The following is a 19,969-nucleotide window of genomic DNA, read 5'->3' as shown; positions in this document are numbered from 1 at the left end:
CCGGTTCGCGCCCAAGCCCTACGAGGCGGTCGGCGGCATCGGGGGCACCGCGAGCGACTCGGGTGCCGACGGGGCCGACGACGCGCCGAAGCGCGCCGCCACCCACAGCGCCCCCAGCCCCACGATGGCCGTGACCATCCACGTGAGCCCGCCGACCAACGGGATCAGCGCGATCGCACGCAGGATCGCCCATCCCACCAGGAAGGCGACGAACCGCGACTTCGGGGGTTCCATGAGGCGACGCCCGAGCACGTGGGCGCCGGCCACGTACCCGATCGTGTACAGCAACGCGAATGCGAGCAACAGGAACAGTCCAAGCGGGATCGCCACGACGATCACCAGCAGCAACACGGCGGCGACGGGCAGCAGGAAGAACGCCCCCGCGCCGAATCCGATCGTCGCGCCCGTGCGCTCGCGCGCGGCGGCCGCCACCGCGAGGTCGAGCCCGGGTGCGAGCGCCAGCAGCGCCAACCCGAGCAGCAACGTCGAGACGGAGTAGCCGATCCACCAGGCGAGGCGGCTCGCGAAGCCGAACGCCGTGGCATCGAAGTCGGTACTCACGCGGCGTTGTTCACCGCGTACGGTCGCTCCCGGCTCGACCTCGGGATCGTCGACCGTGACCAGGTTGCCGCCGATCGTGGCGCCCGAGCGCACCGTGACCGACCCGTTGAACACCACGACGTCGCCCCCCACCGTGCCGGAGACCTCGGTCCGACCGTTGAACACGACGACGGACTCCGTGACCGTTCCCTCGATCGCAGCCGGACCGTTGAAGATCACCGCGCTGTCGACCGTCTCGCCCTCGGCAACCAGGAGCCGGCCGCTGAGCACGATCTGCTCGTCCCGTGGGCCGGTCTCCGCATCCTGGGCCGAGGCGGGCGACGCGAGCGCGAGCCAAGCGACGACGATCAGGGCGAGCCCGATCGTGGCTCGCAGGAACGCGGACCTGTCTGTGCGTCGTGACCGAACGGGCGTGCGCATCGAGCTCCCTCCCCGGATCCGATGGGCCGAGCGTACGGCCGACGCTCGACTGTCCGCAAGGTCGTGGCCGGCGCGTCCCGAGCGCCAAGGGTCGGTCGGCGTCCGCCGGACTCGCCGACGGCGCAGGCTGTCGGGGGACGGGGGGTCCGGGGCACCTCGTGTGAGAGCCTTGCCGGCGTGGCCGACCTGCCGATCGAGGGCTCCGTCGCGCCTGGTTTCGAGCCGGTCGCCGAGGCGTTCCGACGGGCGTTCGACGACCTCGGCGAGACGGGGGGAGCTGTGGCCGGCTACCACGAGGGGCGCTCCACGGTGGATCTGTGGGCGGGCGAGGCGGCGCCCGGGGAAGCCTGGTCCCGCGACACGATCGTGCATGTGTACTCGGTGACGAAGCCCTTCGCCGCGGCGTGCCTGCTCCGGCTCGTCGACGCCGGGGAGGTCGACCTCGACGCACCGGTCGGTCGGTATTGGCCTGACTTCGCGCAGGCGGGGAAGGCCGAGGTGCAGGTGCGCTGGCTGCTGACGCACCAGGCGGGGTTGCTCGGCCTGCGGGAGCCACTTCCGACCGAGGCGTTCTTCGACTGGGACCGCATCGTGCGAGCCCTCGAGCGTGAGGAGCCCTGGTGGCCGCCTGGCACACGACACGGTGAGCACGCGTCGTTCTTCGGACATCTCGTCGGCGAGGTCGTGCGGCGCGTGGATGGGCGGAGCCTCGGCCGGTTCCTGCGCGAGGAGATCGCCGGCCCGCTCGACGTCGACGTGCACGTGGGGCTCGGCCCCGCGGAGGAGGCCCGATGCGCGACCGTCCACGCGGTCGACGACGCCTGGTCCGAACGCATGTTCGGCGAGCCGGGATCTCTCCGCGCTCGAGCGCTCGGCAACCCCCCTGGCCTCGTGGATCTCCACGTGGTCAACGGCGCGTCGTGGCGCCGCGCCGAGATCCCCGCGGTGAACGGTCACGGCACGGCGAGGGGGGTGGCGCGGTTCTACGCCGCGCTCTCGGAAGGAGGCACCCTCGACGGGGTCACCGTCCTCGGGGAGGCGACCGTCCGAGCGATGGCGACCGGGCAGTGTTCCGGTCCCGATGTGCTGCTGGGCGAGGACGTGTCGTGGGGCCTCGGCGTGGGGGTCGACGAGCACGGCTTCGGCATGGGCGGGCTCGGCGGCGCCTACGGCGGGGGCGATCTCGAGCGACGGTTCGGGTTCGCCTACGTCACGGCGGCGATGGCCGATTTCGACCGGGTCGAACTCGTGGCGGACACGTTCGAAGCCTGCGTCGACCGCCTGCACGCCGAGCGCTGACGCCTCGGCCGCTCACCGGCTGACGCGCACCGACCCCGCGACGCCCGAGCCCCACGTCGTCGCCCGGTCGACCTCGCCGTCGACGAGTTCGTTGTGCCTCGTGACGAGGAAGCACTCCGGCTCGATCACGAGCCGGTAGCCGTGCGCCTCGAGCCGCTCGCCCACGTGCTTGGCCGCCGATCCGGTCAACCACTTGGGAGCGCCCCCGATGCGGGTGTCGAACGCGGCCGCCGCTCGGCCCGCGCCGTCGGGAAGCGTGTCCAGCCAACCCCGCAGGCCCGGCCCCATCGTCGGTTCGTCGAAGGTGTTGTGCTCGTCCTGCAGCGCGCTCTCACGCGACGACGCGCTGCTGAGGCCGTGCGCGTGGGTCGGGCCACCGACGATCAGCAGGTCGGCGCCCGCGAACTCGTCGGCATCGACGGCGTCGACCCTCGCGATCGTCACGACGACGCCCCCTTCCGCCAGCCCGGCGCCGATCGCGCGCGCGATGTGTGCGGTGTTGCCGAACATCGACTCGTACACCACCAGTGCCTTCATCATCGAACTCCTCGTCGATCCGGTCCCGTTCGCCTCCCACGTCAGCATGCGACGCTGCCGTCCCCCACGCGCAGGGCCGAAAGCCCCGCGACACAGGGGCAACCCCCCAGGGCAACCGATGCTTCTCAGCACCCGTAACAGGGCTCGGGTCCGACCTCGAAGGCCGTCACCGTGTCGCCGGCATCGGCATCGAAGGCGTCCTCGGTGCCGGGTCCACCGTCGATCACGTCCCCGGACCGTTCGTCCCCGACCGTGATGCACCAGTCGTCACCGCGTCCGGCGAAGATCGTGTCGTCACCACGAACCGAGTAGAATTGATCGCTCCCTGCGCCCAGCACGGCCAGCTCGGATCCGGACGTGTCGTAGGCGTAGTCACGACCGGGACCCCCCACGAGGAGGTCGTCACCGTAGCCCCCGTTGAGCGAGTCGGCCCAGCCTTCGCCCAGGAGGCGGTCGTCGCCCATCTGGCCGTGGATCTGATCGCCGTCGAGGCCCCCTCGGATGCGGTCGTTACCGGCCTCGCCGTGGAGTTCGTCCGAGCCGGGTCCACCATGGATGCGGTCCTTGCCGGCGCCGCCATAGACGACGTCACGGCCAGCGAGCGCCCTGATCACGTCGTCGCCCTGATAGCCGCAGATCACGTCCTTGCCGCCGGTGCCCTCGAGCACCTCGTCCGCCGCGGTGCCGACGATCGTGCATGCGCGGTGGATCACCGATGTGTCGGCGGCCCGCGCGATCTCGGGCCAGGCGCAGGAGGGAGCGGCCGTGGCGGTGAGCGTGGCCAGCGCCTCGACGCTCAACGGGCAGCCGACCACCGGTCGCACCACCGCCTGCGCGTGGACCGATGCCGTCGACACGAGCGTCACCGCCTGCACAAGGACCACCGCGAACGCCGTGAGGATCGGAAGAGCGTTCGATCGACGCACCTTCATGACGCACCTCCTCGTTCAAAGCCGTGCTCGACGGAACGGCACGACCCCCAACCGGGCCGCATCGACCGTCGTCACGGTCCGCCGCCAGGAGCGACGGAGCTCTTGGAGCACCGCAGCCGGCAGGCGTCTCTCCTCGATCGAGGGGCCTACCAACCGCACCACGAATCCGCCCGGATGCACCCAGGTCGGCGCGAAACGCACCCGGTGCACATGCCACGTCCGAGGGCCTCGCTCGAAGGTGACCAGCAGCACGATGCCGTCCTGCGCGGCCGGGCTAAACAGCGCGGCCGTCATCCCCGAGAACGAGTTGCCGAGCCCGTAGGCCACGTATCGCCAGTGCACACGGCGGATGGGCTGCACCACGTGCGCGTGGTGGCCCACGATGAGGTCGATCGTCTTCGACGCGGTCAGCCGTCGGGCGAGCGCTTCCTGTTCGCTTGTGGGCGCATGCCGGTGCTCGGTGCCCCAGTGCAGGCTCAGCACGACGAGATCGGCGCCCTGGCGCCGAGCGCGTCGGGCCCTGCGAACGATGCGTTCCGAATCGATCCGATTCGCCTCCCACGCGTCTCGCGGCACGAGCCCGTTGAAGGAGGCCGTGTACGACAGGTGGGCGATCACGGCGTCGCCGACCTGATAGCGCACGGTTCGGGCCGCCTCCCGGCGCGAACGCGCCGTGCCGGTATGCCCGATGCCGAGCGAGTCGAGCTTGCCGAGCGTTGAACGGATACCCGCCGACCCGTGGTCGAGCGAGTGGTTCGACGCGGTCGAGCACCCGTCGTAGCCGGCCCGATGGATCGCGTCGGCGAGCTGGTGCGGCACCGCGTACCGGGGATAGTCGCTGAGGGGCACGCCGCGACCGGTGAGCGGGGTCTCGAGGTGGCAGATCGCGAGATCCGCCGAGCGTGTGAGCGTGCCCAGCGGGCGGAGCATCGGTCGGAAGTCGTAGCCGTGACCGCCCGCGTTGCGTCGGGCCGCCCCCCACGTCGCACGGGTCGCCAGGAAGTCCCCGGTGAACGCCACGGTGATGCGAGGTCCGCGATGCGAGGCCGATGCGGGGCCTGCCGGCGCGGTGCCGATGACGGGAGCGGCGAGGGCGGCCAGCGCCGTGCACGCCACGATCGCCGTTCCGATGGCGACTCGCCTCGCGAGCATGACACCGCCTCCTGCTCCTCAATCACCATGATGCGCTGCGGTCGGCCCTGCGCAGGAAGGAATACGGCACCGTTCTCACGGGACCGACGCTGGGCCGTCCGCGGGTTGACCGTCGGCGCAGCATCGGGCTAGAACGGATGCGTCACGTTCCGTTCGCTGAGAGGGGGCCCCATGTCGCGCGCAGTACGCAGCACCTCGGTCCGAGCGATCGCGGTGCTCGCCGTCTTGATGCTGGTCGTCCCGCAGTCCGCGGGTGCCGAGGAGGCTTCCGAGCGAGGCTCGTCCGGGTTCGTCACGCCATTGTTCGGCCTGGCGATCAACCGAGGCGAGATCTTCGTCGCCGATGCCGGACAGGGTGTCGTGAACTACGACCACCGTTCGGGCGACGCTCGGCTCGTCGCAGCGTTGCCCGGGGTCAGCGACATCGACCCCTTCCGGGAAGGTGTGATGCACGCGATCACCGGAGCGCCGGAATCCATGCTGTATCGGATCGTCGACGGGCGTGTGAAGCCGGTCGCCGACCTCGGCGCGTTCGAGGCCGACGTCAACCCCGACGGCGGTGAGATCGACTCCAACCCCTTCAACGTCGCCGCGCTGCCGGGTCGTCGCGCCCTCGTGGCCGACGCAGCGGCCAACGCCCTGTTGGTCGTGAGCCGCCGCGGTCACGTGGACTGGGTCGCCACGCTCCCCGATCAGATGGTGCCAACCGGCAACGCCAAGCGCATCGTGGGCTGCCCCGATGCCGAACCCGACTTCGAGTTCGTCTGCGAGCTGCCGGACGAGATCCCTGCCCAGGCGGTGGCGACGAGCGTCGCCGTCGGCCCCGACGGCGCGTACTACGTCGGGGAGCTGAAGGGCTTCCCGGCGCCGAAGAACCGCTCGCGCGTCTGGCGCATCGAGCCGGGCACCCGACACGCACGCTGTGGCTCGAGCCCCGCGTGTACCGTCGTCGCGCGTGGCTTCACGTCGATCGTCGATCTCAGCTTCGCCAAGGACGGCGCGCTGCACGTGGTCGAGTTCGACGAGGCGAGCTGGTTCGCCGCCGAGCTCGGGCAGGCAACGCTGGGCACGGTGAACTCGTGTGACCTCGCGAGCTCGAGCTGCGAGGTGGTCGCCGAGCTTCCGCTGCCGACCGGTGTGGCCTCCAACCGCCGCCGCACCTTCGCGACGACGCTCGCCCTCGTGCCCGGCGAGGCCGATGTGGTGAGGATCGCCTAGGACCCGAGGCGCGTCACGCGGGGCATACTGGCCGCATGGCCGGACCGCTCCGCGTGACGCGTTCGGTCGTCGTGCCCGAGCGCGAGCTGCGCTGGCGCTTCAGCCGCTCCTCGGGGCCGGGCGGCCAGTCGGTGAACACCGCGGATTCCCGCGTGGAGTTGCGTCTCGACCTGACGACGACGACCGCGCTCGGGCCGACGTTGCGTGCCCGAGCGCTCGAGCGCCTCTCCGGCCGTCTGGTCGACGGCGTGCTCACGATCGTCGCGGCGGAGCACCGGTCGCAGCATCTGAACCGGGAAGCGGCGCTCGTCCGCCTCGCCGAAGTGTTGCGAGGAGCGGTCGCGCCGCCACCCCCCCGACGCCGGCAGACGAAGGCCACCCGGGCATCGGTCGAGCGCCGGCTGGCGGCGAAGAAGCGCCGCAGCCGGACGAAGAAGCTCCGTCGACCCGAGGGCGACGAGTGATGTCACCCACGCGACCGCGGCGACCCGTATGCTCGTCGACGTGACGAGACGCATCGCGACGCTCCTCGCGCTGTTGGTGGGTGCGACGGCCCTCACCGGGGTCGCGCCGGCAGCCGCTGCCGACTTCCAGGCCGACGCTTGGATCAAGCTCTGCGGTCTCAGCACGGGATGCACGATCGACCCTCTGCCGCATCCGTGGAAGGGTCGTGACGTCTACAACACCACGGGCGCCCGCCAGGGCGTCGCCGTCCGCATGGAGGACGGCGAGGGTGTGCGCTTTTGGATCACCGTCGAGAACGATGGCGATCAACCCGACACGCTCACGGTCGACGGCTGCCGGGGGACGCGCCGCTTCAAGGTCAACGCCGTGCTGATGGGCAAGCACAAGCGTCCCGACTGGCGTGCCCGCAACGTCACACAGGAGTTCCGGCAGGGCACCCTCGCCTTCTCGCTGCCGGCGGCGTCGGAGCACGTGCGGAAGGTGTTCACCCTGAACATCATCGCCCCGACCCAGGCCGAGGGCGTCTCCTACCGGTGCGAGATCGTCGTCCGGTCCGAGGGTCGGTGGGGGGCTCGCGACACGGTCGTCGCGACGATGACCACCTACTAGTCCTTCCTCCCGATCGCGTGGTCCGCCGCATCCGGTGGTTGACCGCGAAGGCATCCCATGGTTGGGTTGGGTGACCTTCCCCTGGTCCGGCCGAAGGGTGGGGACGTTGAGGCGGCAGCTCCTCGTCGCACTCGTGTCGATCCCTCTGCTCGCCCTCTCGACGCCTCGCGCGCAGGCGGCACAGGGCCTCGTGGTCGGGCTCTGGCCCCAGACCTACACGCAGTACCTCGAGATCCAGGCGGCCTCCGACGTCTCGCTCGGGTACTTCCGTTCGCGTCAGCGGGCCGGTCAGTTCGACAGTCAGCTGGTGCCCTCCGACAACGCCGCCGCCGCTGCAGCCGGGTACTCGCTCGGTTTGAACATCCAGCCGAAGACCGGGTCGGGTCAGGACCGGACGGGCATCTTGTACACGGACATCACCGCGCAGCTGCGGGCGGGCTCCGGACCCTACTACGACACGCTCGTCTCGTTCGCGAACGAGGTGCTGGCGCTGCCGACCTACGGAGAGGTGACGCACTACCTGCAGTTCCACTCCGAGGCGAACCACCAGGCGCCTCCCGGCGAGCTCGATGCGCAGCCCTACTCGGGCACGGGCGAGGAGTACCGGGAATGCTTCGCCCTGGTGCGAGCACTCTTCGATTCGATGGGGGTGACCGAGCGCATCGAGTGGCAGGTGGTGCTGACCCGCGCGGCTTACGAAGGCAACGATGGGGGACCGATGAACTGGTTCCCAGCCGACGGGAGCCTGTACGACCTGGTCGGGGTCGACAGCTATCACCGTCCGAACAGCTGGCTCGCCCCGTCGGAGTCCTTCGACAGCGCGATCGCGTTCGGCCGCTCGGTCGGCAAACCCGTGTGGATCGACGAGACGGGGGCCGACGAGGGTGGTCCGACCGGATCGCCGACGGCCAAGGCCGAATGGTTCGCGGCGATGGGTTCCTACATCGCGGCCAACGCGGCGGACATCGCCGGCGTGGTCTTCTCCCATGCGAGTGACGGAGGGAACTGGTACCTCGATTCGGTCCTGACAGGCGGACGGGCCAAGCTCAGCTATTCGGGGTTGACGTGGGACGGATGGCGCGCGCTCGCGACGCAGATCACGGCCACGGGACCCTCGGTCAGCACGCTCTCGGTCACATCCGCCGGAGACGGCACCGGCTCGATCACCGCCGACGTGGGCGGCATCGACTGCGGAACGGTGTGCTCCGCGAGCGTGGACGACGGCACCCAGGCGACGCTCACCGCAACCGCAGCGCCGGGATCGTTGTTCGTCGGGTGGAGCGGCTCGGGGGTGACCTGTCCGGGAACGGACCCGTGCTCGCTCACCATCGAGCACGATACGACGGTCACCGCGACGTTCGTCACCGCCGCGCGCGAGCTCACCGTCTCACGTTCGGGTTCGGGGAACGGCGTCGTCACGAGCCAGCCGGCGGGCATCGACTGCGGCACGACCTGCTCGGCCGGGTTCCCCCACGGCACCCAGATCACGCTCACCGCGACCCCGACGGAGGGCTCCCGGTTCACCGGATGGAGCGGCGCCTGCGCCGGCGAGGGTGCCTGTGTCGTCACGATGGACGTCGCACAGGCCGTCGGGGTGACGTTCACGCCGGAGCAGCATACCCTCACGGTGTCGAGGTCCGGGGGCGGAACGGGATCGGTGACCAGCGTCCCCTCCGGCATCGCGTGCGGATCCCAGTGCGTGGCGGGCTTCGATCACGGGTCGCAGGTCACCCTCACCGCGGTGCCGGACCCGGGCATGGCGTTCACCGGCTGGTCCGGTGGGTGCTCGGGCACCGCGTCGTGCGTCGTGACGTTGACGGCCCCCGTGTCGGTCACCGCGACGTTCGCCCAGGCACCGTCGCCGATCATCCTCGCCGACGCCGCGCCCGAGATCGCGTTCGACGGGTGGCGCGGAGTGGTCGATCCGACGGCCGACGGCGGCGCGTATCGCATCAACGCGGTGAAGGGGCAGTCGCTGACGTGGGTCTCGCCGACGACCACCTCGATCACGTGGATCGCCCGGACGGGGCCGAACCTCGGACGAGCGAGCGTCACGATCGACGGCTCTTCCAAGGGCACCGTCGATCTCTATGCAACTTCGCCGGGGGTCGTCTCGAAGGTCTATGCGGGTTTGTCGAACCGTTCCCATACCCTGGCGATCAAGGTCCTCGGCACGAAGACGTCGGCTTCGACCGGTACGTCGATCACGCACGACGCGTTCGTGGTCGGCACGTCGACGACGCAGGAGTCCGCGCCGTCGGTCCGCTATGCCAACTGGCAGAGCACGTCGGTCGCGGGTGCGAGCGACGGCACGCTCCGCTCGTCGCGGACGAAGAACGCCACCGCGACCGCGGTGTTCTCGGGGACCGCGATCGATTGGGTCACCGCGTTCGGCCGCACCTACGGCAAGGCCGGCGTGACGATCGACGGCGTGTCGAAGGGAACGGTCGACCTGTATCGGTCGGCGACGACCTGGCAGGCGACGGTGTCGTTCGGCGGCCTCACGAGGGGGGCACACACGATGGTGATCAAGGTGCTCGGCACGAAGAGCGGTGACTCGACCGGCACCGACATCGTCGTCGACGGCTTCGTCGTGCACCCGTAGGCCGAGGCCGGCGCGGTCGCTGCTACTCTCGGTCGACCCGACCCGGGAGGAGCAACCCCATGGCCACCACCCGCTTCGCAGCCACCGAATGGCACGGCCCGCTCACCGAGGGAAGCGGCACGGTGACCCTGGAATCGAGCGGGCTCGGCTCGTTCGACGTGACGTGGGCGTCGCGAACCGAGGATCCGAACGGGCGCACGAGCCCCGAGGAGCTGATCGCTGCCGCCTACTCGTCGTGCTTCTCGATGGCGCTGTCGAGCGCGCTGGCCAAGGGCGGCACGCCGCCCACGACGCTGCACACCCGAGCCGAGGTCGACTTCCAGCCGGGCGAGGGCATCACGGGGGTCCGGCTGCACGTCGTCGGCGACGTGCCGGGCCTCGACGCCGACGGCTTCCGCGAGGCCGCCGAGGGCGCCAGGCAGAACTGCCCGGTCTCGAAGGCGCTCGCGGCGGTGCCGATCAGCCTGACCGTCGGGTAGGGCGCCTCGCGGAGCGCGGCGCTCAGTGCGGGCGGCGTGACTCCTCCACCGCGGCGCGTCGGCGATGTTGCTCCGCGACCTCATGGTCGCCCCGGCGTTCCGACACGTGGGCGAGCGCGCGCCAGGTCCAGCCGGCGAGCTGGCGTTCGCCGAGCTCCTCGCTGATCGCGATCGCCCGGCGGAGGTCTCGCTCGGCGTCGTCGAGTCGACCGAGCTCGCGCTCGGCGATGCCGCGTTCCGCGAGGGCGTCGCCGAGCTCCCATCGGGCCCCGAGCTCGGCGAAGATCTCGATGCCGCGGTCGAAGAAGGGCAACGACTTCTCGTAGTCCTGCCGCTCTTCGTGCAGCCGGCCCTCCTGCACCGTGGCAACCGCGAGACTGAATTGGTCGCCCATGTCGATCGCGGCCTCGCGGGCGCGCTCGATCATCTCGGTCGCTTCGTCGAGCCGGTTCTGGTCGGCGATCACGATCGAGAGCGAGCAGAGTGAACGCACGCGTGCCCACCGGTCGTCGGTCGCCTCCGCGATCTCGAGCGACCGCCGCCAGATCGCCTCGGCGTCCTCCAGCCGCTTGCGCGTCCAGGGCACCCAGCCGGCGAACAGCAGCGTGCGCGCGATCGCTGCCGGCTCGCCGAGCCGTTCGGCAGCCTCGAGGGAACGATCGAGCAGTGACTCCGCGCTGTCGACGTCGGCGGCCACGTTGATCGAGATGTCGCCGAGGAACCGGAGGGCGAGCGCGAGCGTCCAGTCGTCGCCGTGGCGCGTACCGAGCTCGACGGCCTGCTCGAGGACCTCGGTCGCCCCCGGGTACTCGCCGAGCCAGTAGAAGGCCTCGCCCATGCCCGCGAGCACCCGCGCCTCGCGCACCCCCCATCGATCGCCATCGCCGGCCAGGGCGAGCGCGCGCCGGTACCGAGCGAGCGCCGACCGGTTCTCCATGCGCCGGCGCGCGCGGTCCCCGGCCTCGGCCAGGGCGTCGGCGGCCCGGTCGGGCAGTTCCCGCGACGCGGGCTCGAGGTCGAGCGCCGCGAGCGCCGCCTGCTCGAGGTGCTCGGCCGCCCAGGAGCGGTGGCCGTCGGCCGTCAGGCGATCGGCGACCGCCAGGTGCAGCTCGCGTCGCTGACGCTTCGGCAGGCTTGCGTAGGCAACGTCGCGGAGCGTCTGGTGGCGGAACCGCCACCGGGGGACCCCGTCGTCGACGCGCACCAGCAGCTCGGCTTCCTCGAGCTCCGCGAGGCGGGCGTCGATCGCCGACTCGGCCGACGCCAACTCGGCGATCTCGTCGCGGTCGAACGAGGACAGGAAGACCGACGAGCGCCGGGCCACGTCGCGGGCGGGCGCCGGCAGCGCGTCGAGGCGAGCCGCCACCACGGCCTGCACGGTCGGCGGCACCGAGGCCACGTGGCGGTGGCCCTCGCGCAGCAGCATGCCGGTGGTCTCCACGATGAAGAACGGGTTGCCGCCGGCCCGCTCGGCGATCGTCTGCGCCTCACGGCCCTCGATGCGGTCGCCGCCGGCCTGGCGCACGAGCTCGATCGCCTCGTCGTCGGAGAGCGGGTTCAGCACGATCCGGGTGTGCGCCGCGGCGTCGGCGCCCCAGCGGGGGCGTTGTTCGAGCAGGTCCGGCCGGGCGAGCGTCAGCACCAGGGCCGGCCCGCGACGGCGGGCCGACACGAGTCGTTCGATCAGGTCGAGCATCGGCGCGGCGAGCTCGTGCGCGTCCTCGAACGCCAGCACGACCGGCAGGCCCGCGCTGAGCCCGTCGACCAACCGCAGGAACCCCCCCTGCACGTCCTGCACGAACGCCGACTCGTCGAGGTTCGGCTCGGCCAGCCCGAGGCTGAGGCCGAGCCCGCCGACCACGCGATCGGTCTCGGTCGCGTCGCAGCACCCGTCGACCAGGTCACGCAGCCGCTCCGTGAGCCGATCTGGCGGATCGTCGTCGTCGATGCCGGCGAGCTGGCGCACGACCGCGGCGACCGGGGCGAAGCTCGCGCTGCCAGCCGGCACCTGCGCGTGCCCGTGCAGCACGGCGACGCCGGGCTCGAGGCCGGCGAACAGCTCATCGGCGAGTCGCGACTTCCCGGACCCGGCCTCGCCGACGATCGTGACGAGCGACGGCGCCCCCGACGCGACCACGTGGTGGAACGCCTCGCGCAACGCGGTCAGCTCGCGGTCGCGACCGACGAACGGGATCGTGCGCCGGACCGACCTCGTCGACAGGCCCAGCACCGGAAAGGCTCGGAGCGGTTCCTCGAACCCCTTCGCCGCGACGTCGCGGGCCTCTCCGAACGACACGGCCGATCGCGTGAGCGCGTGCGCCGTCGCGCCCACCAGTACCTCGCCGGGGTCCGCGGCGGTCTGCAGGCGCGCGGCGGCGTTCACCACCGAGCCGGTCACGAGCAGCTGCTCCGAGGGTCCGCTGCCGGTCGCCGCCTCGCCCGATTCGATGCCGACCCTCACCTCGAGCTCCTGGGCGAGCCCGAGCTCCTCGCGCATGCGGTGCGCCCGGGCACGGATCGCGAGGCCGGCCCGCACGGCGCGCAGGGCGTCGTCCTCGTGCACCTGGTGCAGGCCGAAGACCGCCATCACCGCATCGCCGATGAACTTCTCCGGCCGCCCGCGCAGGTTCAGCAGCTCCTGGGTCGCGGCGTCGTAGAACCGGCCGAGCACTTCGCGGGCACGCTCGGCGTCGAGCCGCTGCGCGAGCCCGGTGGAGTCGACCAGATCGGCGAAGAGGACCGTCACGACCTTGCGCTCGTCGGTGCCGAGAGAGCTCGCGACCGCGGCGCCGCAGCCCGAGCAGAATCGGGCGTCGTCGGGCAGGGGGCGGCCACAGACGGCACACGTCATGACCCTCAGCATAGGAGCCGCCGCCGACGCCACGGGGTCTGCGTCCCGCGGGTCGGCGTCCGTCAGGACCGCGTCGGGGAGAGTTCGCGCTCCAGCGGGGTGCGGAACCGGGGCCGGATGCGCACGTCGCCGAGCCAGTCGGCCAGGCGGACCCGCGCCGCGTCGATCGCCGCGGCGGCGTCGCGCCCCACCGGTTCCAGCAGGCGCGTCACGATCTCACCGTGGTCGGCCTGCCCCCAGCCACCGACGACGCGACCGTCCGCCCAGACCGTCGGCCCGGCGTTGCCGTTGCGGTCGAACAGGGCCCCCGCGTGAGGACCGAGGTACCAATCGCGCTGCTTCCACCCCATCACGGTCGCGTCGAGCGCGGGCAGCAGCGCGATCCACGGCTCCGCCGACGCCACGGGCTCGAGGTCGTCGGGCAGCACCCAGCCCGAGTCCCGCTCGAGGGACACCTCGACGGCCTCGATCGCGGCGAGCGTCGATGCCGCGAGCCCGGCCGTCCAACCGGTCCACCAGCGGACGTCGGTCGTCGTGGCGGGGCCGAACGCCCGCAGCCACCGCCGGAGCAGCTCGGCGCAGGCCTCGTCGTGGGGCACCGCCGGCAGCCCGCCTTCGATCCAGCGATCGGTGGGAGCCCATCGGTACTGCCCCGAGGTCCAGCGGCCGAGCGGTCGTGCCCGCACGATGAGACCCGCGGTCGCGAGCAGGAACAGCACGCGCGTCGAGAGGCCGATCGTGCCGCCCCAGGTCTTCCCTTCGCCGAACGTGAGCTTCGTCGCCAGCTCGGGCACGTCGGCGGTGAGTTCGCGGGCGCTCGCCTCGCCCCGGGCCTCGAGTGCCGCGAGGGTTCGGCTCGACACGTCGTCGAGCCATGCCTCCGCCTCGTCGGTGACGGCCTGCTCCGCCAGCACGGCGATCAGGCGCTTGCGCTGACCGGGGAGGAGCGCCTTCGTGCAGGCCTCGTCCATCACGCCGGCGAGGTCGGTGGGCACGACGAAGAGCGTGCGCCGCATACCCAGCATGCGCACCAACGAGCGACGGTCGTACAACTCGCGCTCGAGGTGCTCGGGCTCGAAGCCCTCCACCCGAGCCCACGCCGACAGGAAGACGGTCACCGGGTCGCTGGAGTGCAGCCCGGCGAGGTCCCTGGCCGCGCGTTCGGCCGACGTCGTGGGTCGCGCCAGGTGGTGACGCACCCCGAGCCGAGCGCGCCGTTCCTCGTCCCCGATCGTCCTCACGTCTCACATCATCCCGGACTTGGCCGACCGGCGCGCCGCACGACTCGTTCGATCTCGCGATCTCGCCGACCGATCCGCTCGCCACGGCCGCGTGAGCGCGGCGCTGGCCGATCGAAGAGGCGTGGAAGGCCCGCCGACGCTAGGCGCGGCCCTCGTTCCAGACCTCGGCGATCTGCGCGAAGCGGACCGGCTGGAACGCGAACAGGGCCCCGGCCTCCACCTTCACCGACTCGGTCTGCGTGCCGGCCGCGAAGATGACGGGCCCGTGGTCGTGGACCGTCGGATCCACGATCGTGTCGACGCCGAGCAGCGGCGCGATCGGGGGCAGGGCTCCGAGCTCGAACCCGCCGAAGTCGTGCGTGATCTCGCCCTCGGTCGCGAGCGTCGCACCGGGGTCGTCCACGACCTCGCGGACGAGGCTCATGTCGAGCCGCTCGCCGCTGGGCAGGACCAGCGCGACGTGACCGTGCCTCGTGTCGAGGATCACCGTCTTCAGGACCTCGTCGGCCTTGATGCCGAGCGCGTGTGCCTCGTCGATGCCCGTGAACGCACGCTCGTGCATCAGCACCTCGTGCTCGATGTCCTTGCCGTCCAGGTAGTCGGTCAGGATCGTCATGGCGCACCACCTTCCTCGTCACCCTCAGCCAACCAACACGGGCCCCGCGCGACACGGGCACCCGGGCCCGCGTGCGGGGGGCCGTCGGAACCACCCCGGGTGGGAATGCCGTGAGGCCCGGCGGCGTTGAGATACCCCAGGGGGTATCTCGCTCCCGCTCGATCCGACGAGGAGGAACCGACGTGGCGACCGTGGACCTGACCGCAGCGACGTTCGAGCAGACCGTGAACGGCGACGGCATCGTGCTCGTGGACTTCTGGGCCGACTGGTGCGGCCCGTGCCAGATGTTCGCGCCGATCTACGAACAGGCGTCGACGACCCACGACGACGTGGTCTTCGGCAAGGTCGACACCGAGGCCGAGCAGGCGCTCGCCGCCGGGTTCGGCATCCGTTCGATCCCCACGCTCATGGCGTTCCGCGAGGGCGTGCTCGTGTTCGCCCAGCCGGGGGCGCTGCCCGAGCCGGCGCTGCAGCAGTTGATCGGGGCCGTGCGCGACCTCGACATGGACGACGTGCGCCGCCAGGTCGCCGAGGCCGAGGAGCGCGAGGCGGCGGGGAACCGGTCGTGACCTCCGGGTGACGGATGCGCGTGACCCTCGGCGTCGACGTGGCCTGATCCGACCGATCCGGGCAGCTGGCAGGGGGTAGGCTTCCCGGCCGATGGCGCCCGACAACGACTTCGAGCCGATCGTCACGGAGCGACTGGTGCTCCGGCGGTCCCATGCCGGCGACGCCCCGGCGATCTCGGCGTACCGGAGCGATCCCGAGGTGCATCGGTACCAGGGGTGGGAGCGCACCGATCACGACGGCGTGCGTGAGGAGATCGAGGCGATGGCGAGCCGAGCGCCGGGCGAGCCGGGCGGCTGGGTGCAGTTCTCGGTCGAGGAACGAGACACGGGCCGGCTCGTCGGCGACGTCGGTCTGAGCCCCGCCGAGGACGAGCCGAGCGTGATCAAGGTGGGCTACACGATGGATCCCGCGTTCCAGGGGCGCGGCTACGCGACGGAGGCGGTCGCCGCCCTGATCGCCTACGCGTTCGAGGCACTGGGGGCCGACGTGGTGCGCGCCTACGCGAGCGCCGCGAATCTGCCGTCGATCAGGGTCGCGGAGAAGGCCGGCATGCGCCTCGTCGAACGCTTCGAGCGCACGTACGAGGGCGAGACCTGGCAGGGCGTCCGCTACGAGATCGACCGCTCCTGATGCCTGCCCCTCGGCACCAGCATGAAGAGCGCGGCGACCCAGAACGCGATCGCCAGTCCCACGGTCTCGGGCGCGAACGCGGTCGCGCCGACCACGTCGGCCCGCTCCTGGAACACACCCGCCGCCATCATGTTGATCTGGTAGACGGCGCCCATCACCGCCATCGCGGTGCCCAGCAGGTACCCGAGCGGCAGCCGCCGGAACAACAGCACGCCCGAGAGCACGAGGCTCGGCACGAGGAACGCCAGGTCGAGCGCGAACACCAGGTGCTGCCCGGCGACCGGCACCTCGGCGATGAGCTCACCCGTCGCCACGTTGCGTGCGAGCACGAACAGCCAGAGCAGTCCCTGCACGATGCCGACGACGGCGAGGAACATCCCCACCCACCGAGCGCCCCGCACCCGGTCGAACGTCGCGGCGATCGCGACGAGGTCGGTGCTCACGAGCGCACACGCCAACGCGAAGATCGACGTGGACAGCATCGCGATGTGCAGCACGAACGCGTCGTTGAACGTCGTGCCGAACGCGTAGAACGCGGCGTTGTAGACGGAGTACACGAGCATGCCGATCCACACCGCGCGGGCCCGCTGCGATCCACGCACCGCCAACACGAGGGAACCGAGCAGCAGCGGCGCCGCGAGCACCAGCGTCACGAGGTCGCCGCCCCGCAGAGCCTCGCGGGCCCATCCGCCTTCGTCGTACAGATCCGGCGCGAACAGCCCGACCGCGGACGCCGCAACCATCAGCGCGACGATCACGCCCGAAAGCACCACGGCGGCGCGCTCGGCGGTTCGGGCGTGGTCGGCGTGGGCGAGCACCTCGGGAGACTCCGGGATGCGCAGGTCCGAGCCGGAGGGATCGAGGGCGTTCATGTCCATGGTCCTCACCTCCGGTTCCGACGCTAGGCTCGTCGCCGTGCCGCGCCATGGTCCAGGTGGCCCGGTCGGTCGGGGCCACCCGTTCCTGACTCATCCGTCCTCGAGGCGAGCGGTGGCCTCCTTCAGATCCCGCTCGGCGCGGGCGAGCTCCAGCTCACCGGCGGAGGCCGCCGCCTCCGCGTCCGCGTGCTTGCGCTCGACCACCTCGAGTCGCCGGCGCATGCCCTCGAGCTCGTGCGCGAACCCGTCCGCAACCCCTCGCGCCTTTCGCGCGCGACGTGCGACCGCGTCGCGATCGCGGCGCAGCCGGGCCACCTCGGCCCGCAGCTCGGCTCCTGTTGCCCGGTCTGCCGCCGTCGCTCCCGTGCCCCCGGCCGCGCGACCCCCTCTCGGGCGGGAGACGCCCCGCTCCGGTCCCGGTGGGGGCTCGTCCGGGGCCACGCCCCCCTCGAGCGACGTGAGTCCGAACACGTCGCCGAATCCGCCGCCGGTGGACGGCGGCCGTTCCAGGGTGCCGGCGGACAGCGCCGCGCCCGCGGCCGGGTCGACCGAGCACGCTTCCAAGGCGACGCCGATCGCGTCGGCATGGGTCTGCGAGGCCCGCCCGGCCTCCGTGAGGGCCTCCGTCGCGGTCTTCGTGAGCTCGCGCACCGCTTCCTTGCGCGCGGCCCCCGCCTTCCGGAGCCGGTCGGTCGCCCCCCGTTTCGACGACAGCGCGGCCTGCTGCGCCGCCCGGACCTCGGCCCCGGAGTCCAACAGCCCCCGGACGCCGTCGGGGTCGCGGATGCTGAGTTGGTTCAGAGCCCAGGCGACCACGGTCGGCTTGCGGAGCGCCTTCACGACGGCCGCGTCGTCGTCTCGACCGGACGCGCGGAGCCGTGCGACCAGGGCGTCCCGGGCAGCGATGAACCCCTCGGGGGCCTCTCGCAAGAGCGAGGCGGCCTCGTCGGGGATCGGAGCGGCCGATGTCATGGCGCATCCTTAGCACGGCGCGGGCGATGGATGCATCGTGAGCGTCGGTCGGCGCTCGAGCCTAGGGGCCGAGCACGTCGAAGCGATCGACCGCCACCCAGGTTCCGCTCGACGACGGCGCCCGGCGGCCGAGCACCTCGATCGTCAGCGTGTGTGCGCCGTCCGTGAGGCCGTCGACGCGTTCCACGACGCCGAACGCGCGCGTGGCCGCGAACAGGTCGACGATCCGCAGGGCCTCACCGTCGACCCACAGACGGGCGCGACCGCGGTTCGGGCCGGTCACGGTGACCCAGTCGATGCCGGCGCCGTCGAACCGGATCCGCACCGTCGACCCCGCTCGCTCGCTCAGCGCGAACGCGCCGCCCGACGCCGCGCTCGTCGAGGTGCGTCGCCAGGCGCGGGCGGGGGAGAGCGCCACGGGGGCGTGCCCCTGCTCGACCGACCGCGCGGCCTCGAAGGGGTGGACGAGCGCAGCGGCGGCGTTGCCGACGCGGTCGACGACCGGGTCGGCGCCGGGCGGGTCGACGAGCACCTCGTAGTCGCGGCCCGGCACGAGCGGCGAGGACGGCGTGAGCATCACGGAACGCAGCAGGCCGTCGCACCCGACCGTCGCGCCGTCGGCCGAGCGGCACCGACGCGTCACCGTCACCCGGTCGTCGCCGGCCCTCTGGAGGAGCACGTTCGCCGCGTCCACGTGGCGGACCGGTTCGTCGAACGCCACGACGACCGGCCCGCGGAACCCGTCGGCCACCTCGACATCGGCGACGGGCGCGGTGATGTCGGTGACGAAGGTGGCATGCACCGACCGGTTGCCGCGCATCGTGATCGTGCAGGTCTCGTCGGTCCCCGAGCAGGCGCCGCCCCACCCCGTGAAGTAGGCGCCGTCGTCAGGCCGAGCGGTGAGCGTGACCGTGGTATCCGGGTCGACGCTCTTCTCGCAGGTGGAGCTACATCCGAGGCCGGCGGGCGCGCTGACGATCGTGCCGGCGTCGCCCTCCACCTCGAGGGAGAGCCGCCGGATCGTGATCGGGCCGAGCGAGTTCCCCCGCACGACGTCGAGGTCGACCCTGCCGGCGATGCCGGCGACCTGTCCGTGGCTCGTGTACTGCCACACGTGCCAGCCGTTCCCGTCCCACTCCCCGGCGGGCAGCAGCGGTGACTCGACACCCCAGTGCGCGATCCAGAGCGGCGATCCGTCGCGGGCCAGCGCGCGCGTGTCGCCGGTGCGGCGCTCCCAGCCGTGCGGGCTCGTGTACACGAGGGGTGTGACACCGGTGAGGCGGCGCACCTCGGCCGTCCAGCGGCGCGCCCACAGCGTGACGTCCTGCTGGTCGAGGCCGCGGCTCGTCTCGAGGTCGAGCACGGGGAGCAGGTAGCCGGGCCGAGGGTCGGCCTGGCTCACGAACCACCGTGCCTCCTCGACGGCATCGCCCTTCGACGGGTCGGGCCGGGCGAAGTGGTACGCCCCCACGAGCAGCCCGTTGGCCCGGGCGCCCGCACGGTTCGCGAAGAACGTGGGGTCGAGGATGTCGTGCCCGTCGGTCGCCTTGAGGAAGGCGAACCGCTTGCCCTTCTCGGCCACCCGTTGCCAGTCGATCGTGCCTTGCCAGTGGCTCACGTCGATGCCGGGGAGCGTGGGCCCCACGTCGAGGCGCACCTGCTCGGCACCCTGCGGACCCGCCTCGCCGGACGACCCCGCGAAGCCCCCGGGCCGGCTCACACGAGCAACCCCGGGCTCCGACGCGTCGGCGATCGATGCGGCGACCGCCACGGCGCTCGCCGTGAGGACGGCGTAGGCCAGGAACGAGCGACGTGTCGGGGACGGTGTGGTCGGCATGAGGGCTGGTGATCGAGGTCGAGACTACCCGTTCCCTGTCGGCCGCCGGGCATCCGGGCTGTAGCGGCGATCGAGCCGGGCCGCCATGAGAGGAGGC

At 71.9% G+C, this 19,969-nt stretch carries 18 protein-coding genes; 8 read left to right on the top strand and 10 right to left on the bottom strand.

Annotated features, from left to right (window positions below; genetic code table 11):
• Positions 1-18 precede the first annotated feature (18 nt).
• A complete protein-coding gene (locus VFI59_03880) occupies positions 19-981 on the bottom strand; it encodes a polymer-forming cytoskeletal protein (protein ID HET6712830.1) in 963 nt (320 codons plus the stop codon).
• Between the two features lie 177 nt (positions 982-1,158).
• On the opposite strand from VFI59_03880, the gene VFI59_03875 reads away from it, so the two are divergent.
• A complete protein-coding gene (locus VFI59_03875) occupies positions 1,159-2,280 on the top strand; it encodes a serine hydrolase domain-containing protein (GenBank protein ID HET6712829.1) in 1,122 nt (373 codons plus the stop codon).
• A gap of 12 nt (positions 2,281-2,292) precedes the next feature.
• Here VFI59_03875 and VFI59_03870 read toward each other — a convergent pair whose 3' ends face one another.
• The 3 genes from VFI59_03870 to VFI59_03860 form a co-directional block, all read right to left on the bottom strand.
• On the bottom strand, positions 2,293-2,817 hold the full coding sequence (locus VFI59_03870) for a flavodoxin domain-containing protein (protein HET6712828.1): 525 nt from the start codon (positions 2,815-2,817) through the stop codon (positions 2,293-2,295).
• Positions 2,818-2,942: 125 nt separating this feature from the next.
• Positions 2,943-3,749: a calcium-binding protein gene (locus VFI59_03865; protein HET6712827.1), complete on the bottom strand. Its 807-nt coding sequence runs from the start codon at positions 3,747-3,749 to the stop codon at positions 2,943-2,945.
• 15 nt (positions 3,750-3,764) lie between these two features.
• Positions 3,765-4,901 carry a CapA family protein gene (locus VFI59_03860; GenBank protein ID HET6712826.1) on the bottom strand — a complete coding sequence of 379 codons (1,137 nt, stop codon included), beginning with the start codon at positions 4,899-4,901 and terminating at the stop codon, positions 3,765-3,767.
• Between the two features lie 171 nt (positions 4,902-5,072).
• On the opposite strand from VFI59_03860, the gene VFI59_03855 reads away from it, so the two are divergent.
• The 5 genes from VFI59_03855 to VFI59_03835 all read left to right on the top strand — a co-directional run bounded on the left by VFI59_03855 (position 5,073) and on the right by VFI59_03835 (position 10,277).
• Positions 5,073-6,119, top strand: a complete 1,047-nt coding sequence (locus VFI59_03855) for a ScyD/ScyE family protein (protein ID HET6712825.1) — start codon at positions 5,073-5,075, stop codon at positions 6,117-6,119.
• Positions 6,120-6,154: 35 nt separating this feature from the next.
• Complete coding sequence (gene arfB, locus VFI59_03850; protein ID HET6712824.1) at positions 6,155-6,583, top strand: alternative ribosome rescue aminoacyl-tRNA hydrolase ArfB; 429 nt, start codon at positions 6,155-6,157, stop codon at positions 6,581-6,583.
• 40 nt (positions 6,584-6,623) lie between these two features.
• Positions 6,624-7,193 (top strand): hypothetical protein, encoded by a 570-nt coding sequence (locus tag VFI59_03845; protein ID HET6712823.1) that lies wholly within the window; start codon positions 6,624-6,626, stop codon positions 7,191-7,193.
• A 106-nt stretch (positions 7,194-7,299) separates the two neighbouring features.
• Entirely contained in the window at positions 7,300-9,798 is a 2,499-nt protein-coding gene (locus tag VFI59_03840) for a hypothetical protein (GenBank protein HET6712822.1), read from the top strand.
• A 59-nt stretch (positions 9,799-9,857) separates the two neighbouring features.
• Positions 9,858-10,277 carry an OsmC family peroxiredoxin gene (locus tag VFI59_03835; protein HET6712821.1) on the top strand — a complete coding sequence of 140 codons (420 nt, stop codon included), beginning with the start codon at positions 9,858-9,860 and terminating at the stop codon, positions 10,275-10,277.
• Between the two features lie 22 nt (positions 10,278-10,299).
• On the opposite strand, the gene VFI59_03830 is transcribed toward VFI59_03835, so the two are convergent.
• The 3 genes from VFI59_03830 to VFI59_03820 all read right to left on the bottom strand — a co-directional run bounded on the left by VFI59_03830 (position 10,300) and on the right by VFI59_03820 (position 14,985).
• Positions 10,300-13,128: an AAA family ATPase gene (locus VFI59_03830; GenBank protein HET6712820.1), complete on the bottom strand. Its 2,829-nt coding sequence runs from the start codon at positions 13,126-13,128 to the stop codon at positions 10,300-10,302.
• 62 nt (positions 13,129-13,190) lie between these two features.
• Complete coding sequence (locus VFI59_03825) at positions 13,191-14,369, bottom strand: winged helix DNA-binding domain-containing protein (GenBank protein ID HET6712819.1); 1,179 nt, start codon at positions 14,367-14,369, stop codon at positions 13,191-13,193.
• A gap of 139 nt (positions 14,370-14,508) precedes the next feature.
• Positions 14,509-14,985 (bottom strand): YbaK/EbsC family protein, encoded by a 477-nt coding sequence (locus VFI59_03820; GenBank protein HET6712818.1) that lies wholly within the window; start codon positions 14,983-14,985, stop codon positions 14,509-14,511.
• A gap of 182 nt (positions 14,986-15,167) precedes the next feature.
• Between VFI59_03820 and trxA the strand changes: the two genes are divergently transcribed.
• Together trxA and VFI59_03810 are read left to right on the top strand one after the other, a co-directional pair.
• Complete coding sequence (trxA, locus tag VFI59_03815; protein HET6712817.1) at positions 15,168-15,554, top strand: thioredoxin; 387 nt, start codon at positions 15,168-15,170, stop codon at positions 15,552-15,554.
• Between the two features lie 91 nt (positions 15,555-15,645).
• Positions 15,646-16,185: a GNAT family N-acetyltransferase gene (locus tag VFI59_03810; protein ID HET6712816.1), complete on the top strand. Its 540-nt coding sequence runs from the start codon at positions 15,646-15,648 to the stop codon at positions 16,183-16,185.
• Here VFI59_03810 and VFI59_03805 read toward each other — a convergent pair.
• The 3 genes from VFI59_03805 to VFI59_03795 all read right to left on the bottom strand — a co-directional run bounded on the left by VFI59_03805 (position 16,164) and on the right by VFI59_03795 (position 19,872).
• The gene (locus tag VFI59_03805) at positions 16,164-17,063 is read right to left on the bottom strand and encodes a hypothetical protein (GenBank protein HET6712815.1); all 900 of its coding nucleotides are present in this window, start codon (positions 17,061-17,063) and stop codon (positions 16,164-16,166) included. The two genes, VFI59_03810 and VFI59_03805, sit on opposite strands and share 22 nt — an antisense overlap.
• A 90-nt stretch (positions 17,064-17,153) precedes the next feature.
• Positions 17,154-18,035: a hypothetical protein gene (locus VFI59_03800; GenBank protein HET6712814.1), complete on the bottom strand. Its 882-nt coding sequence runs from the start codon at positions 18,033-18,035 to the stop codon at positions 17,154-17,156.
• 61 nt (positions 18,036-18,096) lie between these two features.
• Positions 18,097-19,872, bottom strand: coding sequence for a GH25 family lysozyme (locus tag VFI59_03795; GenBank protein ID HET6712813.1), 1,776 nt, complete (start codon positions 19,870-19,872; stop codon positions 18,097-18,099).
• Positions 19,873-19,969: the final 97 nt, after the last annotated feature.

Source organism: Actinomycetota bacterium, assembly GCA_035697485.1.
Taxonomy (GTDB): Bacteria; Actinomycetota; UBA4738; order UBA4738; family HRBIN12; genus JAOUEA01.
Note: the sequence above shows the minus strand (reverse complement) of the source record. Positions and strands in the feature narration are given on the sequence as shown.

Bases quoted from the DNA above. Each gene is read 5' to 3' on its own strand.
- VFI59_03880 (HET6712830.1), bottom strand. From the start codon at position 981: ATGCGCACGCCCGTTCGGTCACGACGCACAGACAGGTCCGCGTTCCTG.
- VFI59_03870 (HET6712828.1), bottom strand. From the start codon at position 2,817: ATGAAGGCACTGGTGGTGTACGAGTCGATGTTCGGCAACACCGCACAC.
- VFI59_03865 (HET6712827.1), bottom strand. From the start codon at position 3,749: ATGAAGGTGCGTCGATCGAACGCTCTTCCGATCCTCACGGCGTTCGCG.
- VFI59_03860 (HET6712826.1), bottom strand. From the start codon at position 4,901: ATGCTCGCGAGGCGAGTCGCCATCGGAACGGCGATCGTGGCGTGCACG.
- VFI59_03855 (HET6712825.1), top strand. From the start codon at position 5,073: ATGTCGCGCGCAGTACGCAGCACCTCGGTCCGAGCGATCGCGGTGCTC.
- arfB (HET6712824.1), top strand. From the start codon at position 6,155: ATGGCCGGACCGCTCCGCGTGACGCGTTCGGTCGTCGTGCCCGAGCGC.
- VFI59_03835 (HET6712821.1), top strand. From the start codon at position 9,858: ATGGCCACCACCCGCTTCGCAGCCACCGAATGGCACGGCCCGCTCACC.
- VFI59_03830 (HET6712820.1), bottom strand. From the start codon at position 13,128: ATGACGTGTGCCGTCTGTGGCCGCCCCCTGCCCGACGACGCCCGATTC.
- VFI59_03820 (HET6712818.1), bottom strand. From the start codon at position 14,985: ATGACGATCCTGACCGACTACCTGGACGGCAAGGACATCGAGCACGAG.
- VFI59_03810 (HET6712816.1), top strand. From the start codon at position 15,646: ATGGCGCCCGACAACGACTTCGAGCCGATCGTCACGGAGCGACTGGTG.
- VFI59_03805 (HET6712815.1), bottom strand. From the start codon at position 17,063: ATGGACATGAACGCCCTCGATCCCTCCGGCTCGGACCTGCGCATCCCG.
- VFI59_03800 (HET6712814.1), bottom strand. From the start codon at position 18,035: ATGACATCGGCCGCTCCGATCCCCGACGAGGCCGCCTCGCTCTTGCGA.
- VFI59_03795 (HET6712813.1), bottom strand. From the start codon at position 19,872: ATGCCGACCACACCGTCCCCGACACGTCGCTCGTTCCTGGCCTACGCC.